This window comes from Pseudomonas sp. WC2, from assembly GCF_050586545.1.
Taxonomy (GTDB): domain Bacteria; phylum Pseudomonadota; class Gammaproteobacteria; order Pseudomonadales; family Pseudomonadaceae; genus Aquipseudomonas.
Map to the genome: position 1 here is coordinate 164,273 of NZ_JBOBDR010000002.1, position 23,510 is coordinate 187,782.

General features: G+C 58.4%; 25 protein-coding genes. 9 read left to right on the top strand and 16 right to left on the bottom strand.

What is annotated here, in order from left to right; genetic code table 11:
• Window positions 1-71 precede the first annotated feature (71 nt).
• The 7 genes from ACQ4OE_RS02740 to ACQ4OE_RS02770 form a co-directional block, all read right to left on the bottom strand.
• A complete protein-coding gene (locus ACQ4OE_RS02740; RefSeq protein WP_430945584.1) occupies window positions 72-1,709 on the bottom strand; it encodes an ATP-binding cassette domain-containing protein in 1,638 nt (545 codons plus the stop codon).
• A gap of 145 nt (window positions 1,710-1,854) precedes the next feature.
• Window positions 1,855-2,892 carry a DNA topoisomerase IB gene (locus tag ACQ4OE_RS02745; RefSeq protein ID WP_430945585.1) on the bottom strand — a complete coding sequence of 346 codons (1,038 nt, stop codon included), beginning with the start codon at window positions 2,890-2,892 and terminating at the stop codon, window positions 1,855-1,857.
• A 72-nt stretch (window positions 2,893-2,964) separates the two neighbouring features.
• The gene (modC, locus tag ACQ4OE_RS02750; protein WP_430945586.1) at window positions 2,965-4,044 is read right to left on the bottom strand and encodes a molybdenum ABC transporter ATP-binding protein; all 1,080 of its coding nucleotides are present in this window, start codon (window positions 4,042-4,044) and stop codon (window positions 2,965-2,967) included.
• A gap of 3 nt (window positions 4,045-4,047) precedes the next feature.
• Window positions 4,048-4,728, bottom strand: a complete 681-nt coding sequence (gene modB, locus ACQ4OE_RS02755) for a molybdate ABC transporter permease subunit (protein ID WP_122590953.1) — start codon at window positions 4,726-4,728, stop codon at window positions 4,048-4,050.
• Window positions 4,729-5,496 (bottom strand): molybdate ABC transporter substrate-binding protein, encoded by a 768-nt coding sequence (gene modA, locus ACQ4OE_RS02760; protein ID WP_122590955.1) that lies wholly within the window; start codon window positions 5,494-5,496, stop codon window positions 4,729-4,731.
• 168 nt (window positions 5,497-5,664) lie between these two features.
• Window positions 5,665-6,729: an NAD(P)H-dependent flavin oxidoreductase gene (locus tag ACQ4OE_RS02765; RefSeq protein WP_430945587.1), complete on the bottom strand. Its 1,065-nt coding sequence runs from the start codon at window positions 6,727-6,729 to the stop codon at window positions 5,665-5,667.
• Between the two features lie 107 nt (window positions 6,730-6,836).
• Window positions 6,837-9,278: an autotransporter gene (locus ACQ4OE_RS02770; protein ID WP_430945588.1), complete on the bottom strand. Its 2,442-nt coding sequence runs from the start codon at window positions 9,276-9,278 to the stop codon at window positions 6,837-6,839.
• A 187-nt stretch (window positions 9,279-9,465) separates the two neighbouring features.
• Here ACQ4OE_RS02770 and ACQ4OE_RS02775 point away from each other — a divergent pair, with 187 nt between their 5' ends.
• Complete coding sequence (locus tag ACQ4OE_RS02775; RefSeq protein ID WP_430945589.1) at window positions 9,466-10,449, top strand: MDR family oxidoreductase; 984 nt, start codon at window positions 9,466-9,468, stop codon at window positions 10,447-10,449.
• A gap of 28 nt (window positions 10,450-10,477) precedes the next feature.
• Here the strand turns inward: ACQ4OE_RS02775 and ada are convergent, their stop codons facing one another.
• From ada to ACQ4OE_RS02795, 4 genes are all read right to left on the bottom strand, one after another.
• Window positions 10,478-11,548 carry a bifunctional DNA-binding transcriptional regulator/O6-methylguanine-DNA methyltransferase Ada gene (gene ada, locus ACQ4OE_RS02780; RefSeq protein WP_430945590.1) on the bottom strand — a complete coding sequence of 357 codons (1,071 nt, stop codon included), beginning with the start codon at window positions 11,546-11,548 and terminating at the stop codon, window positions 10,478-10,480.
• 88 nt (window positions 11,549-11,636) lie between these two features.
• Window positions 11,637-12,302, bottom strand: a complete 666-nt coding sequence (gene alkB, locus ACQ4OE_RS02785) for a DNA oxidative demethylase AlkB (protein WP_430945591.1) — start codon at window positions 12,300-12,302, stop codon at window positions 11,637-11,639.
• A 70-nt stretch (window positions 12,303-12,372) separates the two neighbouring features.
• The gene (locus ACQ4OE_RS02790) at window positions 12,373-12,540 is read right to left on the bottom strand and encodes a hypothetical protein (RefSeq protein ID WP_430945768.1); all 168 of its coding nucleotides are present in this window, start codon (window positions 12,538-12,540) and stop codon (window positions 12,373-12,375) included.
• Window positions 12,541-12,574: 34 nt separating this feature from the next.
• Window positions 12,575-12,877 (bottom strand): DUF1883 domain-containing protein, encoded by a 303-nt coding sequence (locus ACQ4OE_RS02795; protein WP_016984992.1) that lies wholly within the window; start codon window positions 12,875-12,877, stop codon window positions 12,575-12,577.
• A 210-nt stretch (window positions 12,878-13,087) separates the two neighbouring features.
• On the opposite strand from ACQ4OE_RS02795, the gene ACQ4OE_RS02800 reads away from it, so the two are divergent.
• Both ACQ4OE_RS02800 and ACQ4OE_RS02805 read left to right on the top strand, forming a co-directional pair.
• Complete coding sequence (locus ACQ4OE_RS02800; protein WP_122590965.1) at window positions 13,088-13,444, top strand: hypothetical protein; 357 nt, start codon at window positions 13,088-13,090, stop codon at window positions 13,442-13,444.
• Between the two features lie 71 nt (window positions 13,445-13,515).
• Window positions 13,516-13,746, top strand: a complete 231-nt coding sequence (locus ACQ4OE_RS02805) for a hypothetical protein (protein ID WP_008082673.1) — start codon at window positions 13,516-13,518, stop codon at window positions 13,744-13,746.
• A gap of 3 nt (window positions 13,747-13,749) precedes the next feature.
• Here the strand turns inward: ACQ4OE_RS02805 and ACQ4OE_RS02810 are convergent, their stop codons facing one another.
• Both ACQ4OE_RS02810 and ACQ4OE_RS02815 read right to left on the bottom strand, forming a co-directional pair.
• Entirely contained in the window at window positions 13,750-14,031 is a 282-nt protein-coding gene (locus ACQ4OE_RS02810; protein WP_430945761.1) for a hypothetical protein, read from the bottom strand.
• A 146-nt stretch (window positions 14,032-14,177) separates the two neighbouring features.
• Window positions 14,178-14,363 (bottom strand): hypothetical protein, encoded by a 186-nt coding sequence (locus ACQ4OE_RS02815; RefSeq protein WP_122590968.1) that lies wholly within the window; start codon window positions 14,361-14,363, stop codon window positions 14,178-14,180.
• 258 nt (window positions 14,364-14,621) lie between these two features.
• Here ACQ4OE_RS02815 and galU point away from each other — a divergent pair, with 258 nt between their 5' ends.
• Window positions 14,622-15,461: a UTP--glucose-1-phosphate uridylyltransferase GalU gene (gene galU / locus ACQ4OE_RS02820; RefSeq protein ID WP_053120371.1), complete on the top strand. Its 840-nt coding sequence runs from the start codon at window positions 14,622-14,624 to the stop codon at window positions 15,459-15,461.
• Window positions 15,462-15,590: 129 nt separating this feature from the next.
• On the top strand, window positions 15,591-16,949 hold the full coding sequence (gorA, locus tag ACQ4OE_RS02825; RefSeq protein ID WP_430945592.1) for a glutathione-disulfide reductase: 1,359 nt from the start codon (window positions 15,591-15,593) through the stop codon (window positions 16,947-16,949).
• On the opposite strand, the gene ACQ4OE_RS02830 is transcribed toward gorA, so the two are convergent.
• Window positions 16,946-17,962 (bottom strand): DNA-binding protein, encoded by a 1,017-nt coding sequence (locus ACQ4OE_RS02830; protein WP_430945593.1) that lies wholly within the window; start codon window positions 17,960-17,962, stop codon window positions 16,946-16,948. The two genes, gorA and ACQ4OE_RS02830, sit on opposite strands and share 4 nt — an antisense overlap.
• A 178-nt stretch (window positions 17,963-18,140) precedes the next feature.
• On the opposite strand from ACQ4OE_RS02830, the gene ACQ4OE_RS02835 reads away from it, so the two are divergent.
• From ACQ4OE_RS02835 to ahpF, 3 genes are all read left to right on the top strand, one after another.
• Window positions 18,141-19,079 (top strand): site-specific integrase, encoded by a 939-nt coding sequence (locus ACQ4OE_RS02835; RefSeq protein ID WP_430945594.1) that lies wholly within the window; start codon window positions 18,141-18,143, stop codon window positions 19,077-19,079.
• A 136-nt stretch (window positions 19,080-19,215) separates the two neighbouring features.
• Window positions 19,216-19,779 (top strand): alkyl hydroperoxide reductase subunit C, encoded by a 564-nt coding sequence (gene ahpC / locus ACQ4OE_RS02840; protein WP_007912224.1) that lies wholly within the window; start codon window positions 19,216-19,218, stop codon window positions 19,777-19,779.
• A gap of 124 nt (window positions 19,780-19,903) precedes the next feature.
• Window positions 19,904-21,466 (top strand): alkyl hydroperoxide reductase subunit F, encoded by a 1,563-nt coding sequence (gene ahpF, locus ACQ4OE_RS02845; RefSeq protein WP_102901880.1) that lies wholly within the window; start codon window positions 19,904-19,906, stop codon window positions 21,464-21,466.
• A gap of 66 nt (window positions 21,467-21,532) precedes the next feature.
• On the opposite strand, the gene gloA is transcribed toward ahpF, so the two are convergent.
• A complete protein-coding gene (gloA, locus tag ACQ4OE_RS02850) occupies window positions 21,533-22,054 on the bottom strand; it encodes a lactoylglutathione lyase (protein ID WP_430945595.1) in 522 nt (173 codons plus the stop codon).
• A 139-nt stretch (window positions 22,055-22,193) separates the two neighbouring features.
• On the opposite strand from gloA, the gene ACQ4OE_RS02855 reads away from it, so the two are divergent.
• A complete protein-coding gene (locus ACQ4OE_RS02855) occupies window positions 22,194-22,712 on the top strand; it encodes a DUF4946 domain-containing protein (protein ID WP_430945762.1) in 519 nt (172 codons plus the stop codon).
• 222 nt (window positions 22,713-22,934) lie between these two features.
• Here the strand turns inward: ACQ4OE_RS02855 and ACQ4OE_RS02860 are convergent, their stop codons facing one another.
• Window positions 22,935-23,300 carry a histone-like nucleoid-structuring protein, MvaT/MvaU family gene (locus ACQ4OE_RS02860; protein WP_430945596.1) on the bottom strand — a complete coding sequence of 122 codons (366 nt, stop codon included), beginning with the start codon at window positions 23,298-23,300 and terminating at the stop codon, window positions 22,935-22,937.
• Window positions 23,301-23,510: the final 210 nt, after the last annotated feature.

The window sequence follows — 23,510 nt, forward strand, 5'->3', positions numbered from 1 at the left end:
GGCATCACCGCAGCTGATTCGTGTCACATCAACTATAGAAGCCCTCAGCAATCGTGCAAAAAATAGACAGCTCAGCTCGTCGGTTGCAGGAGCCAGCCGTGTGGCTGCCAGTGCAAGTGATGACTGGCATCCAATGCCCGCAGAAACGCCTGATCGTGGGACACCGCGACAATTGCACCAGGAAATGTCTGCAACGCCCGTTCGAAGGCCTCCACCGAAGGCAGATCCAGATGATTGGTTGGCTCATCGAGCAGCAATAGCTGCGCCGGTGTCTGGCGCCACAATGCGAGGGCGAGGGCAGCTTTCAGTCGCTCACCGCCACTGAGCGAGGCGCAGGGTTGGGTCGCGCGTCGCGCATCCAGTTGCAGGTGAGCGAGATAGCTGCGCAAGGTGCCTTCGTTTAACGGCGTTTGCTGCGCCTGCAACTGCTCGACAATTGAAGTTCGCTCATCGAGCAGTCGCAGATGCTGATCGAGAAAGGCGAACGGCACATGAGTGGCGCATTCTCCACTCACGGGAGCCAGTTCTGTGGCGAGCATTTTCAGCAATGTCGATTTGCCGCAGCCATTGGGGCCGGTGACCGCAATGCGCATCGGTCCATGGACGGTAAGGTTCAGACAGGCTGCCGGCGAATCGACTGGCAACCAGGGCAAACGGGCATCAATCAACGTGCAGACCTGGCGAGCACTCGGCACGCCACTTCCCGGCAGGTTGATCAGCACGTCATCCTCCGGCAAAACGTTGGCGTAAGCTTCACGGACGCGCGCATCCAGACCGGATTTGCGCGTTTGCTGGGCAGCTTTTACCTGCCCCATGATCTCCTTCGCTGCGGCTTTCATGGCCGCTCGCTCAAACCCGGCAACGTTGGCGGTTTGCGCATCGCGTCGACTGCCCGCCGCGTGACGCTGGATGGTGTCGTGCTCACGTTGCAGCCGTGTTCGCTCCCGTTGGCGTTCACTTCGCACCTGATCGAGCTGAGCCTGAGCAGCAACCTGGTGGATCTGACGCTGCTCAACGAATTGTGAATAACGGCCGCTGAAGACGGTTGCACCCGACGGAGTGAGTTCGACGATGCGCCGCATCTGCTCCAGCAATTGGCGGTCATGACTGACGACAATCAAGCCGCCGCGCCATTGTTCCAGCCTGTTCATCAGCCATTCTCGCCCCGCACTGTCGAGGTGATTGGTCGGCTCATCCAGCAGCAATAATTGCGCATCACTCAACAGCGCACCGATCACGGCGATTCTGGCTTGCTGGCCGCCGCTGAGGTTTGCTGTCAGATCAGTTGCAGTGATGTCGCGGAGGTCCGCCTCATCGAGACGCTGACGCAAGCGCTCCGCTAGGTCCCAGCGCTCGCCGATAAGGTCGAAATCTTCGGCCGAGGCGCCGCCCTGATTCACTCTTTCCAGCGCCGCGAGCACTCTTGCGCTGCCCGTCGCCTCGGCAACGGTTTGCCCGGCTGTGGCGCCGAATGATTGCGCAACGTAATGCACAGTGGCGTAGCGTATGACGTGGCCTGCAGTGGGCTTCAATTGCCCGGCGATCAACCGCGCAAGCACACTTTTGCCGACGCCGTTGCGCCCGACGATTGCGGTCGGTTGATGGTCGAACGTGAGATTCAGCTCATCGAAAATCGTCTCGCCATTGGCGAATTGAAAACTCGATTGATTTAGAGAAACGAGAGCGGGCGTACGCGAGACGTGAGTCATCGGCACCTCCAAAAAATGTCGTAATAACTGACAAGCGCCGAGCACGGCGTGTCGCGAAGGCATTTTTAGAAGGTTGCGTTGTTCACTTCTGCGGTCATCCAGAGGGAGGGAAGGGCGCCTAGCCTAGAGGACGTCGCCGCACGGATCAAGGTGCGTCTGTCACTTCACTCATGCGCTCAAGGAACATCGCCAACGCCACTTCCTCGGGACGCAGGCCTTTGCGTACGCGCGGACGCGGCAATTCGGCGAGGGCGCCGAGCATGAAGTTTTCCACCACGGCCGGGTGGATATAGCACTTGCGACACACGGCAGGCGTGTTGCCCAATTGCTTGGCCACCCCTTTGACCATTTCCACCACATGCCGCTTGGCCTCGGTTTCGGTCTCGTGGGTCAGTTCGCGCAGCACCGACAGCGCCAAGGCACTGCCGGCCCAAGTGCGGTAGTCCTTGGCCGTGAATTCAGCGCCAGTGAGGGTTTGCAGATAGCTGTTGACGTCGGACGAGCTGACGGTGTGCCGCTCGCCGTGCTCATCCAGATATTGAAACAGGTTCTGGCCGGGCAGTTCTAGGCAGCGTTTGATGATGCGCGCCAGGCGACGGTCCTTGACGGTGATCTGGTGTTCCACGCCGCTTTTGCCGCGAAACTGGAAGAGGATCGCGCTGCCGTTGACCTCGACGTGGCGGCTGCGCAGGGTGGTCAGACCGTAGGAGCGATTGTCTCGCGCGTATTGCGTGTTGCCGACGCGGATCAGCGTGGCGTCGAGTAACGTAATCACGGTGGCCATGACTTTGTCACGGCTGAAACCCGGCGCGGCGATCAACGCTTCGAGCTGCTTGCGCAACTTCGGCAAGGCCAGACCAAACTCCCGCAAGCGTGAATACTTGTCGGCATCGCGCACTTCGCGCCAGCGCGGGTGATAGCGATATTGCTTGCGACCACGAGCATCAATCCCGGTGGCCTGCAGATGGCCGCGCGGATCGGCGCAGATCCAGACGTTGGTGTAGGCCGGGGGCACGGCGAGGGCGTTGATGCGTTTGATTTCGTCCGGGTCGGTAATCCGTTGGCCTGACGGCTCGAAATAACTGAACTTGCCGCGCAGTTTCTTGCGGGAAATACCGGGCTGGGTGTCATCGACGTAGTGCAGGTCGGATGGCAGTGTGAGATTGAGCTCGGTATCTGGCATGGCGGCTTCCCGGGATTATGCGGCGGTCTGTAAATCCATTGACCGCGCGCCGTTGCCGTCGTGCCGAATGATTTACGCGAGCACCGCCACAGCCTTGATCTGCGCCCACAGTTGCTGGCCCGGATGCACGCCCAGTTGGTCCCGGGAAAAACGCGTGATCCGTGCAAGCAGCGGCGTGCCACCGGCGTCGAGCCGGATCAGCACATGGGCGTCGTTGTCCGCCGCTTGCTCACTGACGACGGTGACCGGCAGGCGATTGAGAATGCTGCTGAATTCGCTGTTGTGCAGGCTCAGGCTGATATCACGCGCATGCACCTTGCAACGCAGGGTCTGGCCGACAGACATCGGCGCATGCGTCACGCGGATGCTCATCTCGGTCGCCGGCAGTTGCAGGCTCAGCAATTGATAGTCCGCATCGTATGCGCTGACCTGACCTTCGATGATCACGCCGGCGTCGTTGTCCATCGCCAGCGGCAAGTCCAGCCGTGCGAGGGTTTCACCGATCGGGCCACTGGCCAGGGCTTTGCCGTCGCTGAGCAACACCAGGTGGTCGGCCAGTCGGGCGACTTCATCCTGCGCGTGACTGACGTACAGCACCGGGATGTCCAGTTCGTCATGCAGGCGTTGCAGGTACGGCAGGATTTCGCTTTTGCGCTGGCTATCGAGCGCGGCCAGCGGTTCATCCATCAGCAGCAGTTTCGGGCTGGTCAACAGGGCGCGGGCGATGCCGACGCGCTGACGCTCGCCGCCCGACAGGTGTTGCGGGTGACGCTCCAGCAAATGACCGATGCCGAGCAATTCGGTGGCTTGGGCCATGTCCACCCGACGCTGGGATCTGGCGATGCGCTTGAGGCCGAATTGCAGATTGGCCAGCACCGACAGATGCGGGAACAGGCTGGCTTCCTGAAACACATAGCCGAGCGCGCGTTTGTGCGGCGGGACGAACAGGCCTTTTTCACTGTCTTGCCAGACTTCGTCGTTGATCTGCACGAAACCTTGCTCGGCCCGTTCGAGTCCGGCAATGCAGCGCAGGCACGCGGTCTTGCCCGAGCCGGAATGACCGAACAGTGCAGAAACGCCGCGACCGGGCAACTGCAGGTCAACGTCCAGGCTGAAGCCGGAGTAAGCGAGTTTCAGGCGTGCATCAATCATCGATCAGCTCCAGCCAGCGCGAGTCTTGCGGCTCGAATACAGCGCAAGCAACACCAGAAACGAAAACACCAGCATCGCACCGGCCAGCCAATGGGCCTGCGCGTATTCCATCGCTTCGACGTGATCGTAAATTTGCACTGAGACCACGCGAGTCTTGTCGGGAATGTTGCCGCCGATCATCAACACCACGCCGAATTCACCGACGGTGTGGGCGAAACCGAGGATCGCCGCAGTGACGAACCCGGGGCGGGCCAACGGCAGAATCACGCTGAAAAAAGTGTCCCACGGATTGGCGCGCAAGGTCGCGGCCACTTCCAGTGGCCGGGTGCCGATCGCCGCGAACGCGTTTTGCAGCGGTTGCACCACGAACGGCATGGAATAGATCACCGAGCCAATCACCAGCCCGGTGAAACTGAAGGTCAGAGTGCCCAAGCCCAGCCATTGGGTGAACTGGCCGAGAAAACCGTGCGGCCCCATCATCAACAGCAGATAAAAACCGATGACAGTGGGTGGCAGCACGAGGGGCAGGGCGACGATCGCCCCGATCGGACCGCGCAACCACGACCGGCTGCGCGATAACCACAGGGCAATCGGAGTGCCGATCACCAGCAGGATCGCGGTGGTCAGGGACGCCAGCTTCAGGGTCAGCCAGATCGCCGCAAAATCAGCACTCGTCAGCGACATTTAGAGCTGGTAACCGTAGGACTTGATCACCGCAGCGGCTTTCGGGCCTTTGAGGTATTCAACCAGTGCCTTGGCAGCAGCGTTGTCCTTGCCTTTGTTCAGAATCACCGCGTCCTGTTTGATCGGATCGTGCATGCTCGCTGGGACGATCCACGCCGAGCCGCTGCTGACTTTGCCGTCCTTGTAGATCTGCGACAGGGCCACGAAACCCAACTCGGCGTTGCCGGTGGAAACGAACTGATACGCCTGAGTGATGTTCTGGCCTTCAACAATCTTGGCCTTGGTCGCTTCTGTCAGCTTGAGTTTTTCCAGCACTTGCGTGGCAGCCAGACCGTACGGCGCGGCTTTCGGGTTGGCGATGGACAGATGCTGGTACTGGTTTTTCTTCAGAACTTCGCCTTTGGCATCGACGTAACCTTCTTTCGCCGACCACAACGCCAGGGTGCCGATGGCGTAAGTGAAGCGCGAGCCTTTGACGGTATCGCCTTCTTTTTCGAGTTTTTCCGGTGTGGTGTCGTCAGCCGAGAGGAACACTTCGAACGGCGCGCCGTTTTTGATCTGGGTGTAGAACTGGCCGGTGGCGCCGTAGGCAGCGACCAGTTTGTGCCCGGTGTCTTTCTCGAAGTCGGCAGCGATCGCCTGGATCGGTGCAGTGAAGTTAGCGGCAACAGCCACCTGCACTTCATCTGCCTGAACAGCGCCCACCGCGAAGACGGCGAGCAAAGAAGCCAGGCAGGTGGGGGCAAAACGTGCGGCACGAATGGTCATGTAACAGCTCCGTTGTTGGCAGTGCAGAGGGCAGTGATTGTTGGAGGTGGACTGCGCCGATGCGAGGGGTGAAATCGCTATATACGGAAATATATAGCGAAATGCCGCTAAACGGGAAGTGCTGGTTGAAACTGCCGTAGGCGGATTCGTTGGTTCGCAGGATTCAAGTCATGGGCGAGTCAAGTTTTTCAGGGCACCTGCGGCCAACAACCGGGTCAATTCGGCGCTGCTAACGTCTTTGCCCAATGTTAATGCCTGGCCGGCCCAGAGGTTGGCGAACTGGGCGTCATCTTTGGCCCGCAACGGCATCAATGCACCGCCGGCCAACGGAAATGCTGGCGCTTGGGCTGACATCGGCCCCAGTTCGCGCATGACGCGATTGAGAATACCCCGCGCCGGTCGCCCGGTAAAAATATTGGTGATCGCGGTCTCGCTTTCTTTCGCCGTGCGCAGTGCCTTGTGATGCCAGGCGCTGACTTTTGCTTCTGGCGTAAACAGATACGCCGTGCCGACTTGCACCGCCGAGGCGCCCAACATGAACGCTGCAGCGACGCCACGCGCATCGCCAATCGCCCCCGCCGCAATCACGGGAATGCGCACGGCGTCGACTATTTGCGGCACTAGCGCGAAGGTACCGACCTGGCTGCTCAGATCATCACTGAGAAACATCCCGCGATGGCCGCCGGCTTCATAGCCCATGGCGATAATGGCATCGCAGCCGTTCCGCTCAAGCCATTTAGCCTCATCCACAGTGGTTGCCGAAGAGAGGATTTTCGCCCCGGTCGCCTTCACCCGATCGAGCAGGGCTTTTTCCGGCAAGCCGAAATGGAAGCTCACCACTTCAGGCCGAAACTCTTCCACCACCTCGCACGCTGCTGTATCGAACGGTGCGCGATTGGAGACCGGAGTCGGTGCATCGAAATCAGCGCCCAGTTCGCGGTAGTACGGCTCAAGCAAATTCTTCCACTCGCGGGCACGTTGTTCATCGGCGGCGGGCGGTTGATGGCAAAAGAAATTCACATTGAACGGTTTGTCGGTGTGCTGACGAATCGTCTGCAGCTCTTCGCGCAATTGCTCGACACTGAGCATTGCTGCGGGCATCGAACCGAGACCGCCGGCGTTGCAAACCGCGATGACCATCGAGGAGTTGCTAGCACCGGCCATCGGGCCCTGAATGATCGGCAGCTCGATACCAAGCAGATCGAGAATGCGGGTGTCTGGCCAGTGGCTCATGAAAGCGGTTCTCCGAACGACGAAACGGGCAGGGTAACTGACCCGGTTTTTAACAGTTAAACCGGACTCGGGGCCAGTTTGAAATTCAGAACATCTTGTGCAGTTTTTCAGCGCCGATGGAAGCCGCCGCCTCCGAACGAGTGGTTCATGAACTGCGAGGAGTTGTGAAAGTTGGTGGTGCGCTGATTTCCGAAGTTGCGCGCGGCGGACTCTCGATTGAGGTTCTGCAATTGCGCATTATTGTTGATCGGCGTTGTGCGTGTCGCGCCGCCACCGACCATTGATTGCCAGCCACTGTCGGTCCTCTTGTAGACATTGCCGTCATGGCCGGCGTAGACGTTGTCGCCGACATGCGCGGCGCCGCCATTGCGGCCATGGATGCCGCCGAACTGTGTGGTGTTGCCCGTGTTGGGGTTGTAGACGGCGCCGCGATTGGCCGTGACCTGGCTGCCGTTGCGTATGTTGCCGGCGGTCACTCGACCTCCGGCAATGGCTCCACCATTCGGCCCGACGGCTGCACCGCTGCGTCCGGCGGCATAGTTGCCGTTATAGACGTTGTGAACCGCGCCTCGTTGACCTGCGGCAGCCACACCGGTGCGGGAGTTATAGGAAGAGCCGACCTGGCCGGCCCAGCGATTGCCCGTCCACGCGTTATATCCCGCACCGTAACGGCTGACCGTGGCCCGATCACCCCATTGGTGATAGAGGTTGCCAGTGGTTCCCGCCCAGCCGCCGGGTCCCCAAGCGACGGCGCCGCCGCGATAGCCATAAGCTGCACCGCCCCAGGCTAACGGCGCCGGGTACAAGTGAGGGCCCCACGCGTAACCCCAGCCGTAATTGCCCCACCATGGATACGCGCCCCAGCCCCAACCCATGGCCGCAGTGCTGCCGCCCCAGCTCCAGCCGAAACCGAAACCGAAGGTCCAGCCAGTCCAGGGCGTATAGCGAATGGCGACACCGAATCCGTAAGTCACCGGCGGCCCGTACCAGACGCTGCCGACCCACGGGGTGTACGGATAACCGGTGCCATAAACCACCACACCGGTGGCGGGATCGAGATTCGAGCCTTGATACCCCGGCGTATAGCCGACGACCACGGTGTCACCGCTGGACTCGTAGACTTTCACGTAGGTCAGGTAATGCATCGGTGAGCTGGGCGGGATCGAGTAGATCACCGCCGGGACTGAGCTGGCCACGACCCACGGGCCATTCACTGTGGTTGCCGTGAACCAGATGCCGTTTTCCACCGCCCACCAACTGTTGTTGTCGACGCGAATGATCCGCGTGGCGCTGTTGATCACGTATTGCAGCGGCGTGTTGTTGATGGCTTTGAGTTGCGGTTCGCCATCGAACTGCGGTGCCGTCATTTTCACTGCGCTTTTCTTGATCGCCGAGGTCTGTGGAATCGTCGCGGCGATTGCGGCTTCCTTGGCCTGCGGGGTGCCAGCGACCGAGGCCTTGACGTTTTCCTTCGGACTGTCATCGGGGATGTTGGCGAAGTCGGCTGGCAGTTTGTCTGCCGGGGTAAAGGTCCATGGCCCGTTCAAGTCACTGGCACGAAACCAGCGCCCGGAAATCAACACATAGCTGTTCTGATCACCGAGTTCCTTGAAGATATGTCCGGTGGTGTTGCTCACGTACAACAGGCTCGTGCCCTGAATGGGCAACCATTGCGGCGCGCCTTCGGTGACCAGCAATTCCGTGGGAGTAGTGGCCACGAAAATCTTCGGTTGAGGCGGTTTGGCCAGGCTGGGGATTTTGTCCTTCGGGTCGCTTTGTCCGGTGAGGAGGTCCACTTGCCGGCTCTTGATCGCTGCCTGTTTGGCTTTCTCCAGATCGGCTGTCGGCGAAGCCAGTCGCGTGTAATCGCCAGTCAACTGATCGGCAGTCATCCAGCCATCGAAGACGTGCAGGTAATGTTTGCCTTGTGCATCCTTGAGCAGCAGCGGGCGAGTGTTGATCACTCGTTGCAAGTCAGTGCCGTCGACGGGCCGATAAGCCGCATCCCCATCGATATACACCAGCAGCGCCGGAACCTCCGAGCTGATGATAGCGGGTGGCGTGTTTTCCAGTGGTGCGTTGTCAGCCTTCTGTTCAGCCGAGAGCACGCCAACCGCGGCTTCGAGTTGATCCAGTGAAATGGTTTTCTTGCGACTTTCGGCGTCTTTCTGCAGTGCCGCGAGCCAGGTTTCGGACTGGCTGGCATCCGCCGGGAAGTCAGCCTTGATGATTTTGTATTGATCGAGGGCGACCCAGCGTGTGGCCTTGTCGACCAGCGTGTGCGCGCTGAATTGCACAATCCCGTAGGTCGATTTGCCATCGGCGCCCGTGGCTTCGACGGCCGCGCGGGCATTAAGGGTGTAGCCGTCCCAACTGTCGAGTTGCGGTTGGTACACGGTGAGTTTGGCCTTGCCGCTGGTGATCACCTGAGGCCACGTCGGCTCGCTTGGCGCGGCATCGGCAGTCTTCGCCGGGGTCGCCGCCCAAGCATTACCAACCGTCAAAAGGCTCAGCATCAACATCATCAAAAACACACGCGGGTAAGACATTGTCAGCTCCATCGACAGGCCGATCTTTGAAGAAATAACCGCGAAACCACGGCCGTCGAAAAAGCATAGTCGCCCGCCATGGAAATACCCGGTCGATTCGCGGATTGGCGGAAAGTCGAGTGTGGCAATGTGTTGCGATGTGGTATTTCAGGGCACGAGATTCTGAAACCTGTCATTGGAGACCAGCATGTTCAACGCCATTGTGATCAACAAAGACGACAGCGGTTATCGCGCCAGCGTGCAGCCACTTAACGACGATCAGTTGCCTGAGGGTGACGTAACGGTGCGCGTTGCCTACAGCACGATGAATTTCAAGGATGGTTTGGCGATTACCGGCAGCAGTCCGGTGGTGCGCAAATTCCCGATGGTGCCGGGCATCGATCTGGCCGGGACGGTCGAAACCAGCGCGCACCCTGACTATAAGGTGGGCGATCAGGTGGTGCTTAATGGTTGGGGTGTCGGTGAAAACCATTGGGGCGGTCTGGCGCAGAAGGCACGACTTAATGGTGACTGGCTGATTCCGTTGCCCGAAGCGTTTACCGCCGCTCAGGCCATGGCCGTCGGCACCGCGGGTTACACGGCAATGCTCTGTGTTCTGGCATTGGAGCGCAACGGGGTAACGCCGCAGCACGGGGAAATCCTGGTGACCGGCGCCAATGGCGGCGTCGGCAGTTTTGCCATTGCGCTGCTCAGCAAGCTCGGCTATCGCGTGGTGGCGTCGACGGGACGAGTGGCGGAGCACGAATACCTGAAGCAACTGGGTGCCAGCGAAATCATTGATCGCGCGACCTTGTCCGAGCCGGGCAAACCGCTGGCCAAGGAACGCTGGGCGGGCGTCATCGACTCGGTCGGCAGCCACACGCTGGCCAACGCCTGCGCCAGCACCCGCGCGGAGGGAACCGTCGCGGCGTGTGGTCTGGCTCAGGGCATGGATTTCCCGGCTTCGGTGGCGCCATTTATTTTGCGCGGCGTAACCTTGGCCGGCATCAACAGCGTGACCCAGCCCAAGGCGCGCCGATTGGAGGCTTGGGATCGTCTGGCGAAGGATCTGGACTTTTCGCTGCTCGACTTGATCAGCCATGAAATCGCCCTGAGCGAAGCCATCGATGCCGCGCCGAAACTGCTTGCCGGACAGCTGCGCGGCAGGGTGGTGGTCGACGTCAATCGCTGACAATCACCCTCGCGATCTACATCGATATTCATTGAGGCTGGGTTTCGCGCTCAAGCAGTTGACGTTTGCGCTCGACACCCCAGCGATAGCCCGAGAGATTACCGTCGCTTCGGACCACACGGTGACAGGGGATGGCCACGGCCAGGCGGTTAGCCCCACAGGCCTGCGCCACCGCGCGCATCGACGTCGGTGCGCCAATGCGCTGGGCAATCTCGGCGTAGCTGGCCGTGGTGCCCGCCGGGATTTCTCGTAACGCCTGCCACACGCGCTCCTGAAATGCCGTGCCTCTGACATCCAGTGGCAGATCCAGGCCGATGGCCGGCGATTCGATGAAACCTACGACCTCAGCGATTAGCTGTTCAAACTCACTGTCGGCGCCAATCAGGTTGGCCTTGCGAAACTGATCCTGCAGATCGCACACCAGTTGATGCGGATCGTCGCCCAACAGGATCGCACAAACGCCACGTTCGCTTTGGGCCACCAGGATCGCACCGAGCGAGCACTGGCCGACAGCGAAACGGATGTCGTTGTTCTGGCCCGCGGCGCGGTAGTCGCCAGGTTTCATGCCCAATAGCTGATCTGCCGCTTCATAAAACCGGCTGTTGGAATTGAAACCGGCGTCGTACAGCGCATCTGTCACGGAACCGCCGTCGGCGAGACGTTCACGCACTTTGCGCGAGCGCTGCGCGGCTGCGTAGCCTTTGGGCGTAAGCCCCGTCGCCGCTTTGAAGACCCGGTGGAAATGGAAGGGGCTGAGCCCGGCGGTTTGTGCCAGCTCATTCAGCGTTGGCAATGTTTCGGCGGAGGCAATCTGCCGGCACGCTATCGCTACCGTGGCGGCGTGCTGTGCCGCCACGTCGCTTTGATCCTTGCTCGCGCGTTTGCTTGGCCGATAGCCCGCCGCCTCGGCCTGTTCGGCTGTGTCGAAAAATTCGACGTTCTGCGGTTTTGGCAAACGCGCCAGGCTGCTTGGCCGGCAGTAGATGCCCGTGGTTTTCACTGCGTAGACAAATTGCCCGTCTGCTTGCGGATCACGTGCGACCACCGCCGCCCAGCGTGGGTCGTTTTCGGTGGTAAATGGCGTGGAAAGCGTTTTCATGATGGGGGAATCCGTTGACCTGTTTGATTCAGGTTAACCAGCGCCGATGATCGCAACACTCCGCGCCTTGCGGTCAAACTTTTGCGGGTTATCCGGCCACGCGGAATGTCAGGTTGAGCCGCTGCTCGCCCAGACGCGGATGCCGTCCTTGTTTGATCGGCAGCACTCCGTGAAAGCGCAAGCGGTCAACGCCACCCCAGACGACCATATCACCATGCAGTAACGGGATTTTCTGTTGTTTGTCGCCCCGCTTGAAGCCGCCGAAAAGAAACATCGCCGGCAAACCCAGTGACAGCGAAACGATCGGCGCGCTGTAGGCTTTTTCGTCTTTGTCCTGATGCAATGACATCTTGGCACCGGGGACATAGCGATTGATCAGGCAGGAATCAGCATCAAAATCAGCAAAACCCGCATCTGCTGCTGCCGCGCGCGCCAGGTCGGAAAACACTGCAGGCATCCGCGGCCACGGCAATCCGCTGAGCGGATCGACGGTGGAATATCGGTAGCCGCTGCGATCTGTGATCCAGCCCAACGCGCCGCAACTGCTGGTGCCCACCGACATGCTGAAACCTCCCGGTGTCATCATGTGGCGCAAGGGCGCTTGGGCAAGGATCATGTCCAGCGCTGGCAGCAGTTGGTCGATCACACCCAGAGCGAAACCGCGCAGCAGCCACGATTGCTCACCAATCTGCTCTTTACGCGGTTGCTGTTCGGGTTCGTGTTCGGCGAACAGATCAAAATTATTCGGTTGCATGACGGTCGCGACGCATCGTGGAAGGTGGGCCTAGGGTATGCCGATTTCCACTGTGAAGGCGATTGACGATCTACAGTGCTTTGCTGACGGCAATTTCGCTGATGTCGTCGGTCTGGTCATGCAGCTTGTCCAGCTCGGCCTTGGCCTCTTCTTCGCTGCCGTTTACCAACTCAGCGAACTCGAAGCGGCGTTCACCATTGAGTTTGTACTTGATGACGTATTTGGTCGTTTGAGCCACGGTCATGCTTTCCTGTATGAATGAACGGAGTGTCTCAGCTGAGTTTGGTGCTGGAACGGCGGATGATCTTGATCGAGTGAGTCAGCGTCGGTTTGCGCGTCACGCTGATCGGGCGGCGGTTGACGGTGTCGATGGTAATGTTCCAGAAACCGGTGCTCGGCGCGGTAATGCGCGCCGGGAACGTATCAAAGGCGCCACCGTGGTAGGTGTGGCGACCGCCGTTCTTGAAGCTGCGGAAGTTGGCGTCGTTCATCAAACGAATGTTGCACATCTGCGAGCATTGGATGACGACGATGTCGTCTTCGTTGAGGTGCTCGCGCTGGTGAATAAATTTCATGGGCGCCTCCAGAAGGGCTTTTTCTACAAAATCAAAACGATAGCTTGTCGATTGGCGCAGTTTATCAGCCCGGACGGGTTATTATCTGGCCGTCGGGCGTCGGTTTGACAATTTTGAACAGATATTCGCGATTGGATGCGGGTTAAATGCAAAAGGCCTCGGAGAAAAACAGCATTTGTGCTGTCGGACGGTCTTTAACGGAGGTTTTGTATGAAGTGGGGTGTGTTGTGTCTGCCGTTGGTTCTGGTGATGGGTGGCTGTGCCAATGTTTCGGAAATCAACGAAACGTTGCCGACCATGAATGTGATCTCCGGCAAGAAGCCCCATGAGTATGCTCAGTGCCTGACCGAAAAACTCGCCGACAGCCGCGGCGCGTTGCAGGTACAGCCACAGAAGGACGGGGTCCGGGTGATTGTTCCAGGCAAACTGTCCTCAGGCCCTGCGGCGGTGTTTGATATCGAAGATCGCTCCAGCGGGAGCAGCATCAAGCTGCACGAGCGCATGTCGAATGTGCCGGTGCGCCCCAAGGATGTGCAGAAGGCCGCCAATGCGTGCATTTCCGGCTGATAGACTGTCCGCTATCAGCACCGATGCCGTCACAGTCATGCTGTGACGGCATTTTCATTTCTGGAGTCGCGATGAAGCGAGAGCAAGTACGGGAACGCCACGTAGAGGGCCTGATCTCGGCCACCCATGTGATTCAGAATCCGGCCAATCCGGGCGAGTGGATCGTGTTTTTCAAGAAGAGTGCCGGACGGAGTTATTTTCTGGTGGACGATAACGACGAAGTCGAGTCGTTCAACCGTCTCGACGATCTGATCGAAGTCGTGCGCGGTCTTGGGATCAAGTTCGCCGAGATCCACATGTAGGGCTTATTTGCAGACCACTACGACGCTGCGGTTTTTGTAGTTGCCAACATCGACGCCAAGGGTTTTGTCGCTCTCTTTGGGCTGCGGGGTGCCGTCAGTGCCAACGATGCGATAGCCAGTGCCGGCGCAGGATGCATCGGCTTTTTCGTAGCAAGTGGCCCACGAGTTCGCTTCGCCGGAGCAATCGATGCTCAGGCCTTGCTCGCCATTGTTCAGGTAAGTGGTTTCCGAGGTCGCGCAACCGCTCAGTGCCAATACCGCAAAAAGGGGCAGCCATCTGTTCATGTTCATGGTGTATGTCGTCTTCAGCTAAGGGGGACTAGACGCTCTGACAGCGCGGCGATGAAAAGGTTATAGCGATTGGCCACTTGTTTGTACGCGGGTACAAAAAAGCCCTGCGCAAAGGCAGGGCTGAGGCGTGTTGTGACAGATCAGTCCTGATCTTTGCCACGACGTTTGGACGAAGAAGGCGTGTCGGTGAACACGGACGCAACATCAGTCGCCATTTGCTCGCTGTCGAAAGGGCCAGCAATGTGCTCACCGTTGGTGGTGGTCAGCGTCCACTTGCCGTCCTTCTTGTCGATCACATACCCGTTGATGATTTTTACCGCAGCCATCTATCTGTCTCGTTCGCTGGTTCAAAGTCGCCATGATACCGGCAAATGCTCGCATTGGGGGGCGATGAGCGTATGGTGGTGCAGTTTGCTGGCGTCTTTGAGCTACGCTGATCTGGCCGCACAAAAAGGCGGATGGAACTATCGGCGAGAATATTTCTCTATGATGGCATCGGTTAGCCAGTGCGGGGCATTGTAAGGTGCACGCCGCCTGATTAGACTGCGCCGAAACTCGTACACACAGCCCTTTCAAGGACTTATATGATCAAGAAATGCTTGTTCCCAGCAGCCGGTTACGGTACTCGCTTCCTGCCAGCGACTAAAGCCATGCCCAAAGAAATGCTGCCGGTGGTAAACAAGCCACTGATCCAGTACGGCGTTGAAGAAGCTCTGGACGCTGGCCTGACGGAAATCTCCATCGTTACCGGTCGTGGCAAGCGCGCTCTGGAAGACCACTTCGACATCAGCTACGAGCTGGAAAACCAGATCAAAGGCACCGACAAAGAGAAATACCTGGTCGGTATCCGCAAACTGCTCGACGAGTGCTCGTTCTCCTACACCCGTCAGACCGAAATGAAAGGCCTGGGTCACGCGATCCTGACCGGCCGTCCGCTGATCGGTGATGAGCCGTTCGCCGTGGTACTGGCGGACGACCTGTGCGTCAACCTCGACGGCGACGGCGTTCTGACCCAGATGGTCAAGCTGTACAAGCAGTTCCGCTGCTCTATCATCGCTATTCAGGAAGTCGACCCGCAGGAAACCAGCAAGTACGGCGTAATCGCTGGCGAGATGATCCGCGACGACATCTACCGCGTTCACAGCATGGTCGAGAAGCCAAAGCCGGAAGACGCACCGTCGAACCTGGCGATCATCGGTCGCTACATCCTGACCCCGGACATCTTCGACCTGATCGAACAAACCGAGCCAGGCAAGGGCGGCGAAATCCAGATCACCGACGCCCTGATGAAACAAGCCCAGAACGGCTGCGTCATGGCCTACAAGTTCAAAGGCAAGCGTTTCGACTGCGGTGGTGCTGAAGGCTACATCGAAGCGACCAACTTCTGCTTCGAGAACTTCTATAAGACTGGCAAGGCTTACTAAGAGCGCTTGATCGGTTTGCATGTAAAAGCCACCTACGGGTGGCTTTTTCATTTTCTGCCCTTATATGTTTGGCAGCGCTTGCCCAATGGATGGCGGCAGGTATGCTGATCCCCTGCCGAGGAGATAGACATGGCCTACGATTTTGACCTTTATGTGATTGGTGCCGGTTCCGGCGGTGTGCGTGCTGCGCGTTTTGCGGCCGGATTCGGTGCGAAAGTGGCGGTGGCCGAGAGCCGTTATCTAGGCGGGACCTGTGTCAACGTCGGCTGCGTGCCGAAGAAGCTGTTGGTGTACGGCGCGCATTTCGCCGAAGACTTTGAGCAGGCATCCGGTTTCGGCTGGAGTCTGGGTGAAGCGAATTTCGATTGGGCGACGCTGATCGCCAACAAGGATCGCGAGATCGATCGCCTCAACGGCATCTATCGCAATTTGCTGGTCAACAGCGGCGTGACCCTACATGAGGCGCACGCGAAAATCGTTGGTCCGCACGAAGTTGAGGTGAATGGCGAGCGCTTTACCGCGAAGAATATTCTGATTGCTACCGGTGGCTGGCCGCAGATTCCGGAAATTCCGGGGCGCGAGCACGCGATCGGTTCCAATGAGGCGTTTTTCCTCAAGGAACTGCCTAAGCGTGTGCTAGTGGTTGGCGGCGGTTACATCGCGGTCGAATTCGCCGGGATCTTCCACGGCCTCGGCGCGAACACCACGCTGTTGTATCGCGGTGATCTGTTCCTTCGCGGCTTCGACGGCTCGGTACGCAAACACTTGCAGGAAGAGCTGACCAAGCGCGGTCTGGATCTGCAATTCAACGCCGACATCGCGCGTATCGACAAGCAGGCTGACGGCAGCTTGAAAGCCACCCTCAAGGATGGTCGTGAGCTGGAAGCGGATTGCATTTTTTATGCAACCGGCCGGCGTCCGATGCTCGACAATCTGGGGCTGGAAAACACCGATGTGCAGCTCACCGATAAAGGTTTCATCAAAGTCGACGAGCAATACCAGACCAGCGAGCCGTCAATTCTGGCGCTGGGCGATGTTATCGGTCGTGTGCAACTGACGCCAGTGGCGTTGGCTGAGGGCATGGCGGTAGCGCGTCGTCTGTTCAAGCCAGAGCAATACCGTCCGGTGGATTACAAGATGATCCCGACCGCGGTGTTCAGCCTGCCGAACATCGGCACGGTCGGTTTGACCGAAGAAGAAGCCCGGGAGGCTGGTCACGATGTGGTGATCTTCGAAAGCCGCTTCCGACCGATGAAGTTGACCCTGACTGAATGTCAGGAAAAAACCCTGATGAAACTGGTGGTCGACGGCAAGACCGACAAGGTCCTTGGCTGCCACATGGTCGGTCCGGACGCCGGCGAAATCGTGCAAGGCTTGGCGATTGCGTTGAAGGCTGGCGCGACCAAGCGTGACTTCGACGACACGATCGGGGTGCACCCGACGGCCGCCGAAGAGTTTGTCACCATGCGTACACCGGTCGGCGCTTAAGCGTCCTTCGGTTTGCCTGGGTCTGGCGCTGCCGCAACGGTAGCCGCCAGACGCTGGCTTTCTTCCAGGCTCGCCTGAGCTTTGCCTAATTCCTTTTCCAATGCCTGATTGACTAGCGTCTGTTCCTCGACGCTCTGTTTGAGTGCCTGGCTTTCCAGCGTGGCCACCCGCAGGCGTTCCTGGAGGAGGGTGCGCTCGCTGTCGACGCGCGTGGCCTGTTCGAGTAACTGATCCTGCCGCTGATTGCTCTGTTTGAGCTGATCCTGCGTCAGGCTCAGTTCGCGCTGAGTGCCACGATTTTCAGTCAGCAGGCGCTCGTTGTCGCGGTGCAGTTGGGTGATTTCGTCCTGACGTACCAACGCGCTTTGCTGAGCCTGACGCAGCTCGGCCTGAATCTGCTGCACCTGACTTTCGTGACGGCTCTGCTCCTGCTCGCGCTGCTCTTTCGTGGCATTGCGGTAGTGCTCCAGCGCGTCGCGTGCGTGCAGGTGCTTTTCCTCTAGCGAGCGGATCTGCTCATCCTTGTCCTGGAGGCGCAATTCAAAGTCGGCCAATGCCTGATTAAGCCCGGCGTTGCGCGTCTGTTCGGTTTGCAGCATCGAGCGCGTGTTGTTCAGTGCTTCGGATTCGCGCTCCAGCGCGGCACATTGAATGCTGTGTTCGTGCTCGATTTTTTCCAGCGCCTGACGAACTTGCTTCAGCTCTGATTCCAAAGCCTCGCGTTGTTCTTCGAACTGCTCACGCGCCTGCTCGATGGGCTCTTGCGCCTGTTCCTTCAAGCGCTGAGCGAGGCGCGAGACCAATGCGGTCAACTCGTCGTCGATCGGCTCTGCTGACGCTTCAATCGGCTGAGCGCCGTCGTCCAGCTCTTTCAGATAGCGATGGATCGTGGTTTTCGAGCCGGTGTTGCCCATTTCGATGCGTACTGCATCGATGCTTGGGTGTTCGCCGCGAGCCAGAATCGCGGTGCGCGCGATTTGCACTAGTGCCTTGGTAATGCCGCCACGGGCCATGTGAACTCCTACGGTTTCGTACTGTGGTACATGCCACTAAGGTACGCAGTGTACCATCCTGAATATAAAGGTAAACCTTTGGAATAAAAGACGCGGGATATACTGGTATTACCCAGTGTCAGGCGGCAAAATGCGCATCTGCACCTATTCATCAGTACGCCAGCGAGAAGAACAGCCCATGAGCGATCTGGATCGCTATCTGCAAGCCGCCACCCGTGACAACACGCGCCGTAGTTATCGCGCGGCCATCGAGCATTTCGAAGTGAAGTGGGGCGGGTTCTTGCCAGCGACCGCCGACAGCGTCGCGCGGTATCTGGTGGCGCACGCCGGCGAGCTATCGATCAACACGCTGAAGCTGCGCCTTTCTGCACTGGCGCAATGGCACAACAGCCAAGGCTTTGCCGACCCGACCAAATCGCCAGTGGTGCGCAAGGTGTTCAAAGGCATCCGGGTATTGCACCCGGCGCAGGAGAAGCAGGCCGAGCCACTGCAGTTGCAGGATCTGCAGCGCGTCATTGACTGGCTAGAACAGGAAGTGCAAACCGCGAGAGAGCAGCAGGATCGCCCGCTATTGCTCAAGGCTTACCGCGATCGTGCGCTGATCCTGTTGGGATTCTGGCGTGGCTTCCGCAGCGACGAGCTGTGCCGCCTGCAGATCGAGCATGTGCAAGCGCACGCCGGCAAAGGCATCACTTTGTATTTGCCGCGCAGCAAAGGTGATCGGGAAAACCTCGGGCAGACCTATCAAGCGCCGGCGCTGCTAAAGCTGTGCCCGGTGCAGGCGTACATCGACTGGGTCACCGAAGCAGCGCTGGTGCGCGGCCCGGTATTCCGCAGCATCGATCGCTGGGGCAATCTGAATGAGGAGGGTTTGCACGCCAACAGCATCATCCCTTTGCTGCGCCAGGCACTGCAGCGCGCAGGGATTGCTGCCGAAAACTACACCAGCCATTCCCTGCGTCGCGGCTTCGCCACTTGGGCGCATCAGAGTGGTTGGGACCTGAAATCGTTGATGAGTTACGTCGGCTGGAAGGATATGAAGTCGGCGATGCGCTATGTTGAAGTCAGCCCATTCCAAGGGATGGCTCGGATTACGGATAACCCGGCTTCGTCGTAGATATCGTTTTCTTCTATAAATACAGTCCGCTAATAGCGAAAACAAATCAGCAGCATCAGGTTTGCCAATGAGCCATCCGTCGAGTGAGTGGGTAGGATTCACCCATCGAATTCACAACCCTGACGGAGAGTCATCAATGCCTATCATCAACAGCCAAGTAAAACCGTTCAAAGCTACCGCGTTCAAAAACGGCGACTTCGTTCAAGTCTCGGACGCTGACCTGAAAGGCAAGTGGTCGGTCGTGTTCTTCTACCCAGCCGACTTCACCTTCGTTTGCCCAACCGAACTGGAAGACCTGGCTGACAACTACGCTGCTTTCCAGAAGCTCGGCGTAGAGATCTACAGCGTTTCCACCGACACCCACTTTGCCCACGCTGCCTGGCACAACACTTCGCCAGCTATCGGCAAAATCGAATACACCATGATCGGCGACCCGACCCACGCCATCTCCCGCAACTTCGACGTGCTGATCGAAGAAGTTGGCCTGGCTGACCGTGGCACCTTCGTGATCAACCCTGAAGGCCAGATCAAAATCGTTGAACTGAACGATGGCGGCGTTGGCCGTGACGCTTCCGAGCTGCTGCGCAAGATCAAGGCTGCTCAGTACGTTGCTGCTCACCCAGGCGAAGTTTGCCCAGCCAAGTGGAAAGAAGGCGAAGCCACTCTGGCTCCGTCCCTGGACCTGGTCGGCAAGATCTAAGTCTGTGACACGCAACTCAGGGCGGTACGCCGCACCTTCTTAAGTACGCTGCACCGCCCAATAAAAATGCCCGGGCGAGATTCGCTCGGGCTTTTTTTCGCCTCAAATAAAGGAAATCGCCCGTATGTTGGACGCCAATCTTAAAGCCCAGTTGAAATCGTACCTGGAACGGGTCACCCAGCCGATCGAGATCGTTGCTTCCCTCGACGACGGTGCGAAATCCCGTGAAATGCTGGAACTGCTGAAAGACGTTGCCAGTCTTTCGAGCCAAATTACTCTGATCGACAGCGGTGACGATGCACGCAAGCCATCGTTCTCGATCAACCGTCCAGGCGCTGACATCAGTCTGCGTTTCGCCGGCATCCCGATGGGCCACGAGTTCACCTCGCTGGTACTGGCCTTGCTGCAAGTCGGCGGCCACCCATCCAAAGCCAGTGTTGAAGTGATCGAGCAGATTCGCTCGCTCAAAGGCGAGTTCAGCTTCGAGACCTACTTCTCGCTGTCCTGCCAGAACTGCCCGGACGTGGTCCAGGCACTGAACCTGATGGCCGTGCTCAACCCGAACATCCGCCACGTCGCCATCGACGGCGCGCTGTTCCAGGATGAAGTCAACGATCGCAAGATCATGGCGGTGCCGAGCATCTACCTTAACGGTGAAAACTTCGGTCAGGGCCGTATGGGCCTGGAAGAAATCCTCGCCAAACTCGACACCGGCGCCATCGAGCGTCAAGCCGAGAAGATCAGCGCTAAAGAGGCCTTTGACGTACTGGTCGTCGGCGGTGGCCCGGCTGGCGCTTCGGCCGCCATCTATGCGGCGCGTAAAGGCATCCGCACCGGTGTGGCGGCTGAACGTTTCGGCGGTCAGGTGCTCGACACCATGGCTATCGAGAACTTCATTTCCGTGCAGGAAACCGAAGGGCCGAAACTGGCCACGGCGCTGGAAGAACACGTCAAACAATACGACGTCGACATCATGAACCTGCAACGCGCCGACAAGTTGATCCCTGGCAAAAACGGCGAGCTGCACGAAGTTCACTTCGCCAGCGGCGCGACCCTCAAAGCCAAGAGCGTGATTCTGGCGACTGGTGCGCGGTGGCGTGAAATGAACGTGCCGGGCGAGCAGGAATACCGCAACAAAGGCGTGGCTTACTGCCCGCACTGCGACGGTCCGCTGTTCAAAGGCAAGCGTGTGGCGGTGATTGGCGGCGGTAACTCCGGCGTTGAAGCAGCCATCGACCTGGCCGGGATCGTGTCGCACGTAACGCTGCTGGAGTTCGACGTACAACTGCGCGCCGACGCTGTACTGCAACGCAAATTGCACAGCTTGCCGAACGTCACCGTGATCACCAGTGCGCAAACCACTGAAGTCACCGGTAATGGCGAGAAGGTCAACGGCCTGCGTTACAAGGACCGCAACACTGACGAACTGCGCACGGTCGAGCTGGAAGGGATTTTCGTGCAGATCGGTTTGCTGCCGAACACCGATTGGCTCAAAGGCACCATCGAGCTGTCGCCGCGCGGCGAGATCATCGTCGACAATCGTGGGGAAACGTCGATCCCGGGCATCTTCGCTGCTGGCGACGTGACGACCGTGCCGTACAAGCAGATCGTGATTGCGGTGGGCGAGGGCGCTAAAGCTTCTCTGAGCGCGTTTGATCACTTGATCCGCACTTCGGCTCCGGCTTAAACGCCCGGCCAGAAATGAAAAAACCCGTGAGCGATCACGGGTTTTTTATGCCTTACACCAAATCAGTTACAGCGGGGTTGGCTGAATGATCTCGACCCAGTAACCATCCGGATCCTTGATGAACGCCAGGCTTTTCATGCGGCCATCGGTCAGGCGCTTCTGGAAGTCGCAGCCCAGTTCTTCGAAGCGCGCGCAAGCGGCAACAATGTCCGGCACCGAGATGCAGATGTGGCCAAAGCCACGCGGATCGGTGTTGCCGTTGTGATAGGCAAACTCAGCATCGTTTTCGGTGCCGTGGTTGTGGGTCAGTTCCAGAATGCCCGGGATCGACTTCATCCACTCGGTGCGCGCAGCCGCATCGGCCGGGATCTGGGCTTTGTCGACCAGGGCGAGGAAGTACAGGCTGAACTCGGCTTCCGCGAAGTCGCGCTTTTCAACCAGCGAGAAACCCAGCACGCGTGTGTAAAAGTCCAAAGACTTGGTGATGTCTTTTACACGCAGCATGGTGTGGTTGAAAACGAAGTTGCGGGTTGCGCTGTCTGGCGTGGCGGTGACGCCGGGGAAAGTGTTCAGTTCTTGCAGGCTCATGGGCCCTCCAATAGCTATGGGCGAGTGAATGGGCGCAATGATACGCATGCCTGCCGGCATCGCCAAATGAAAGGGCGGGCTTGCCCTGCGCACAGGCGGGGCTCAGACTTTGCCGTTCAATCTTCGAGTGCGCCCGGTAATGATCCGACTGTTTAAATCCCCGTTTGTTTTTTTTGCTTTGTCTCTGATCGTGGCCCCTGTGGTGGCGGACGAACCGAGCATCACTTGGCCGGCAGGTTGGGAAGTCGAAGCGCTTCCGGACGTGTCACCGCAGGTTTCCCGTCAGCGTGCGGTAAAAAATGACGCCGATGGCAATCAGGTGATGGTCATGGAGTTGACCATGACTCAGGTTGAGGCGGGCCATCAGGTCAACTTGCAGGGCGTGCTGCTGGAGATGCGCAAATCGATTCAGAAAGATTTTTTCCAGGGCGGTTACCAGAGTGTCTGCAACAAAGTGCACTCGGCTACGCTTGGCTCTTTACCGGCGCTGGAGTCGACTTGCACGATCACCGAAAACGGTCGACATGTGTTATCGCAAACGCTGGTGGCGGCGGTCGAGGCAGACAAGGCTTATGTTCTTTCCTACGCCGGTCAGGCAGAGGTTTATAAAGCGAGCGCAGACGAAATAGTCGCTGTGAGAAACAGTCTGAAACTTTAATTTACCGACTCTAGCCACGGCGGAGATTAGATACTCGAAGGGATTAAGTACAAAGTTTAACATTGAGCTTCTGCTGCAACATTGAGCAGCAAATTGTTTAGGCATCTGCTTCATAGACGTTACAGGGTTGGCTCAACTTGTTCGATGAAATTCATTTCATTTGTTAGATATTGTCAACAAAAAAGCCCTGCGTGATGCAGGGCTTTTTTGTTGACGTCAAAGTTAACCGCGCAACCAGGAATCAACGGTGGCAGCACCGTATTGTTCTTTCCAGGCTTTCAGCCCACGGTGGTTGCCACCTTTGGTTTCGATCAGTTCGCCGGTGTGCGGGTTCTGGTAAACCTTGACTACGCGAGCGCGGCGGGTCTTAGGTGCAGCAGACGCCTGCAGGGCCGACTTGCCCGGGTTCGGATCGAGAATGGCGATGATGTCCTTAAGGCCTTTGCCGTAGGTTTTCATCAGCCCCTGGAGCTTTTCTTCGAATTCGATTTCCTTCTTGAGACCGGCATCGTTCTTCAGCGATTCCAGCTGCTTGAGCTGTTCCTGAAGGGCCTTTTCAGCTGCGCGAAATTCAGCGAGTCTGGACAATATCTTTACTCCAATAGTGTGTTCGGCTGATACCAACCGCAAACAAAGCTATAAGCCAAGAGCCTTGAAGCGACTCGGTGATAAATGGCTCACCTGCCAATCTTGCATCAGGTTGAAAAAATTGTAGTAGTTAATGCGCCAAGAGTAAATCCTGATGTTGTCTTCATGTAACGACAGTGGTGTTTTGAATCAATTTGGTGCGCTTCGTCG

Excerpts from the sequence above, each read along its gene's own strand:
- ada (WP_430945590.1), bottom strand. The coding sequence starts at position 11,548 with ATGAAAACGCTTTCCACGCCATTTACCACCGAAAACGACCCACGCTGG.
- ahpF (WP_102901880.1), top strand. The coding sequence starts at position 19,904 with ATGTTGGACGCCAATCTTAAAGCCCAGTTGAAATCGTACCTGGAACGG.
- ACQ4OE_RS02800 (WP_122590965.1), top strand. The coding sequence starts at position 13,088 with ATGAAGTGGGGTGTGTTGTGTCTGCCGTTGGTTCTGGTGATGGGTGGC.
- gloA (WP_430945595.1), bottom strand. The coding sequence starts at position 22,054 with ATGAGCCTGCAAGAACTGAACACTTTCCCCGGCGTCACCGCCACGCCA.
- ahpC (WP_007912224.1), top strand. The coding sequence starts at position 19,216 with ATGCCTATCATCAACAGCCAAGTAAAACCGTTCAAAGCTACCGCGTTC.
- ACQ4OE_RS02830 (WP_430945593.1), bottom strand. The coding sequence starts at position 17,962 with ATGGCCCGTGGCGGCATTACCAAGGCACTAGTGCAAATCGCGCGCACC.
- ACQ4OE_RS02765 (WP_430945587.1), bottom strand. The coding sequence starts at position 6,729 with ATGAGCCACTGGCCAGACACCCGCATTCTCGATCTGCTTGGTATCGAG.
- galU (WP_053120371.1), top strand. The coding sequence starts at position 14,622 with ATGATCAAGAAATGCTTGTTCCCAGCAGCCGGTTACGGTACTCGCTTC.
- ACQ4OE_RS02815 (WP_122590968.1), bottom strand. The coding sequence starts at position 14,363 with ATGGCTGCGGTAAAAATCATCAACGGGTATGTGATCGACAAGAAGGAC.
- modC (WP_430945586.1), bottom strand. The coding sequence starts at position 4,044 with ATGATTGATGCACGCCTGAAACTCGCTTACTCCGGCTTCAGCCTGGAC.
- modA (WP_122590955.1), bottom strand. The coding sequence starts at position 5,496 with ATGACCATTCGTGCCGCACGTTTTGCCCCCACCTGCCTGGCTTCTTTG.
- ACQ4OE_RS02745 (WP_430945585.1), bottom strand. The coding sequence starts at position 2,892 with ATGCCAGATACCGAGCTCAATCTCACACTGCCATCCGACCTGCACTAC.
- ACQ4OE_RS02770 (WP_430945588.1), bottom strand. The coding sequence starts at position 9,278 with ATGTCTTACCCGCGTGTGTTTTTGATGATGTTGATGCTGAGCCTTTTG.
- ACQ4OE_RS02740 (WP_430945584.1), bottom strand. The coding sequence starts at position 1,709 with ATGACTCACGTCTCGCGTACGCCCGCTCTCGTTTCTCTAAATCAATCG.
- ACQ4OE_RS02810 (WP_430945761.1), bottom strand. The coding sequence starts at position 14,031 with ATGAACAGATGGCTGCCCCTTTTTGCGGTATTGGCACTGAGCGGTTGC.
- ACQ4OE_RS02775 (WP_430945589.1), top strand. The coding sequence starts at position 9,466 with ATGTTCAACGCCATTGTGATCAACAAAGACGACAGCGGTTATCGCGCC.
- alkB (WP_430945591.1), bottom strand. The coding sequence starts at position 12,302 with ATGCAACCGAATAATTTTGATCTGTTCGCCGAACACGAACCCGAACAG.
- ACQ4OE_RS02835 (WP_430945594.1), top strand. The coding sequence starts at position 18,141 with ATGAGCGATCTGGATCGCTATCTGCAAGCCGCCACCCGTGACAACACG.
- ACQ4OE_RS02795 (WP_016984992.1), bottom strand. The coding sequence starts at position 12,877 with ATGAAATTTATTCACCAGCGCGAGCACCTCAACGAAGACGACATCGTC.
- ACQ4OE_RS02805 (WP_008082673.1), top strand. The coding sequence starts at position 13,516 with ATGAAGCGAGAGCAAGTACGGGAACGCCACGTAGAGGGCCTGATCTCG.
- modB (WP_122590953.1), bottom strand. The coding sequence starts at position 4,728 with ATGTCGCTGACGAGTGCTGATTTTGCGGCGATCTGGCTGACCCTGAAG.
- ACQ4OE_RS02855 (WP_430945762.1), top strand. The coding sequence starts at position 22,194 with ATGATCCGACTGTTTAAATCCCCGTTTGTTTTTTTTGCTTTGTCTCTG.
- gorA (WP_430945592.1), top strand. The coding sequence starts at position 15,591 with ATGGCCTACGATTTTGACCTTTATGTGATTGGTGCCGGTTCCGGCGGT.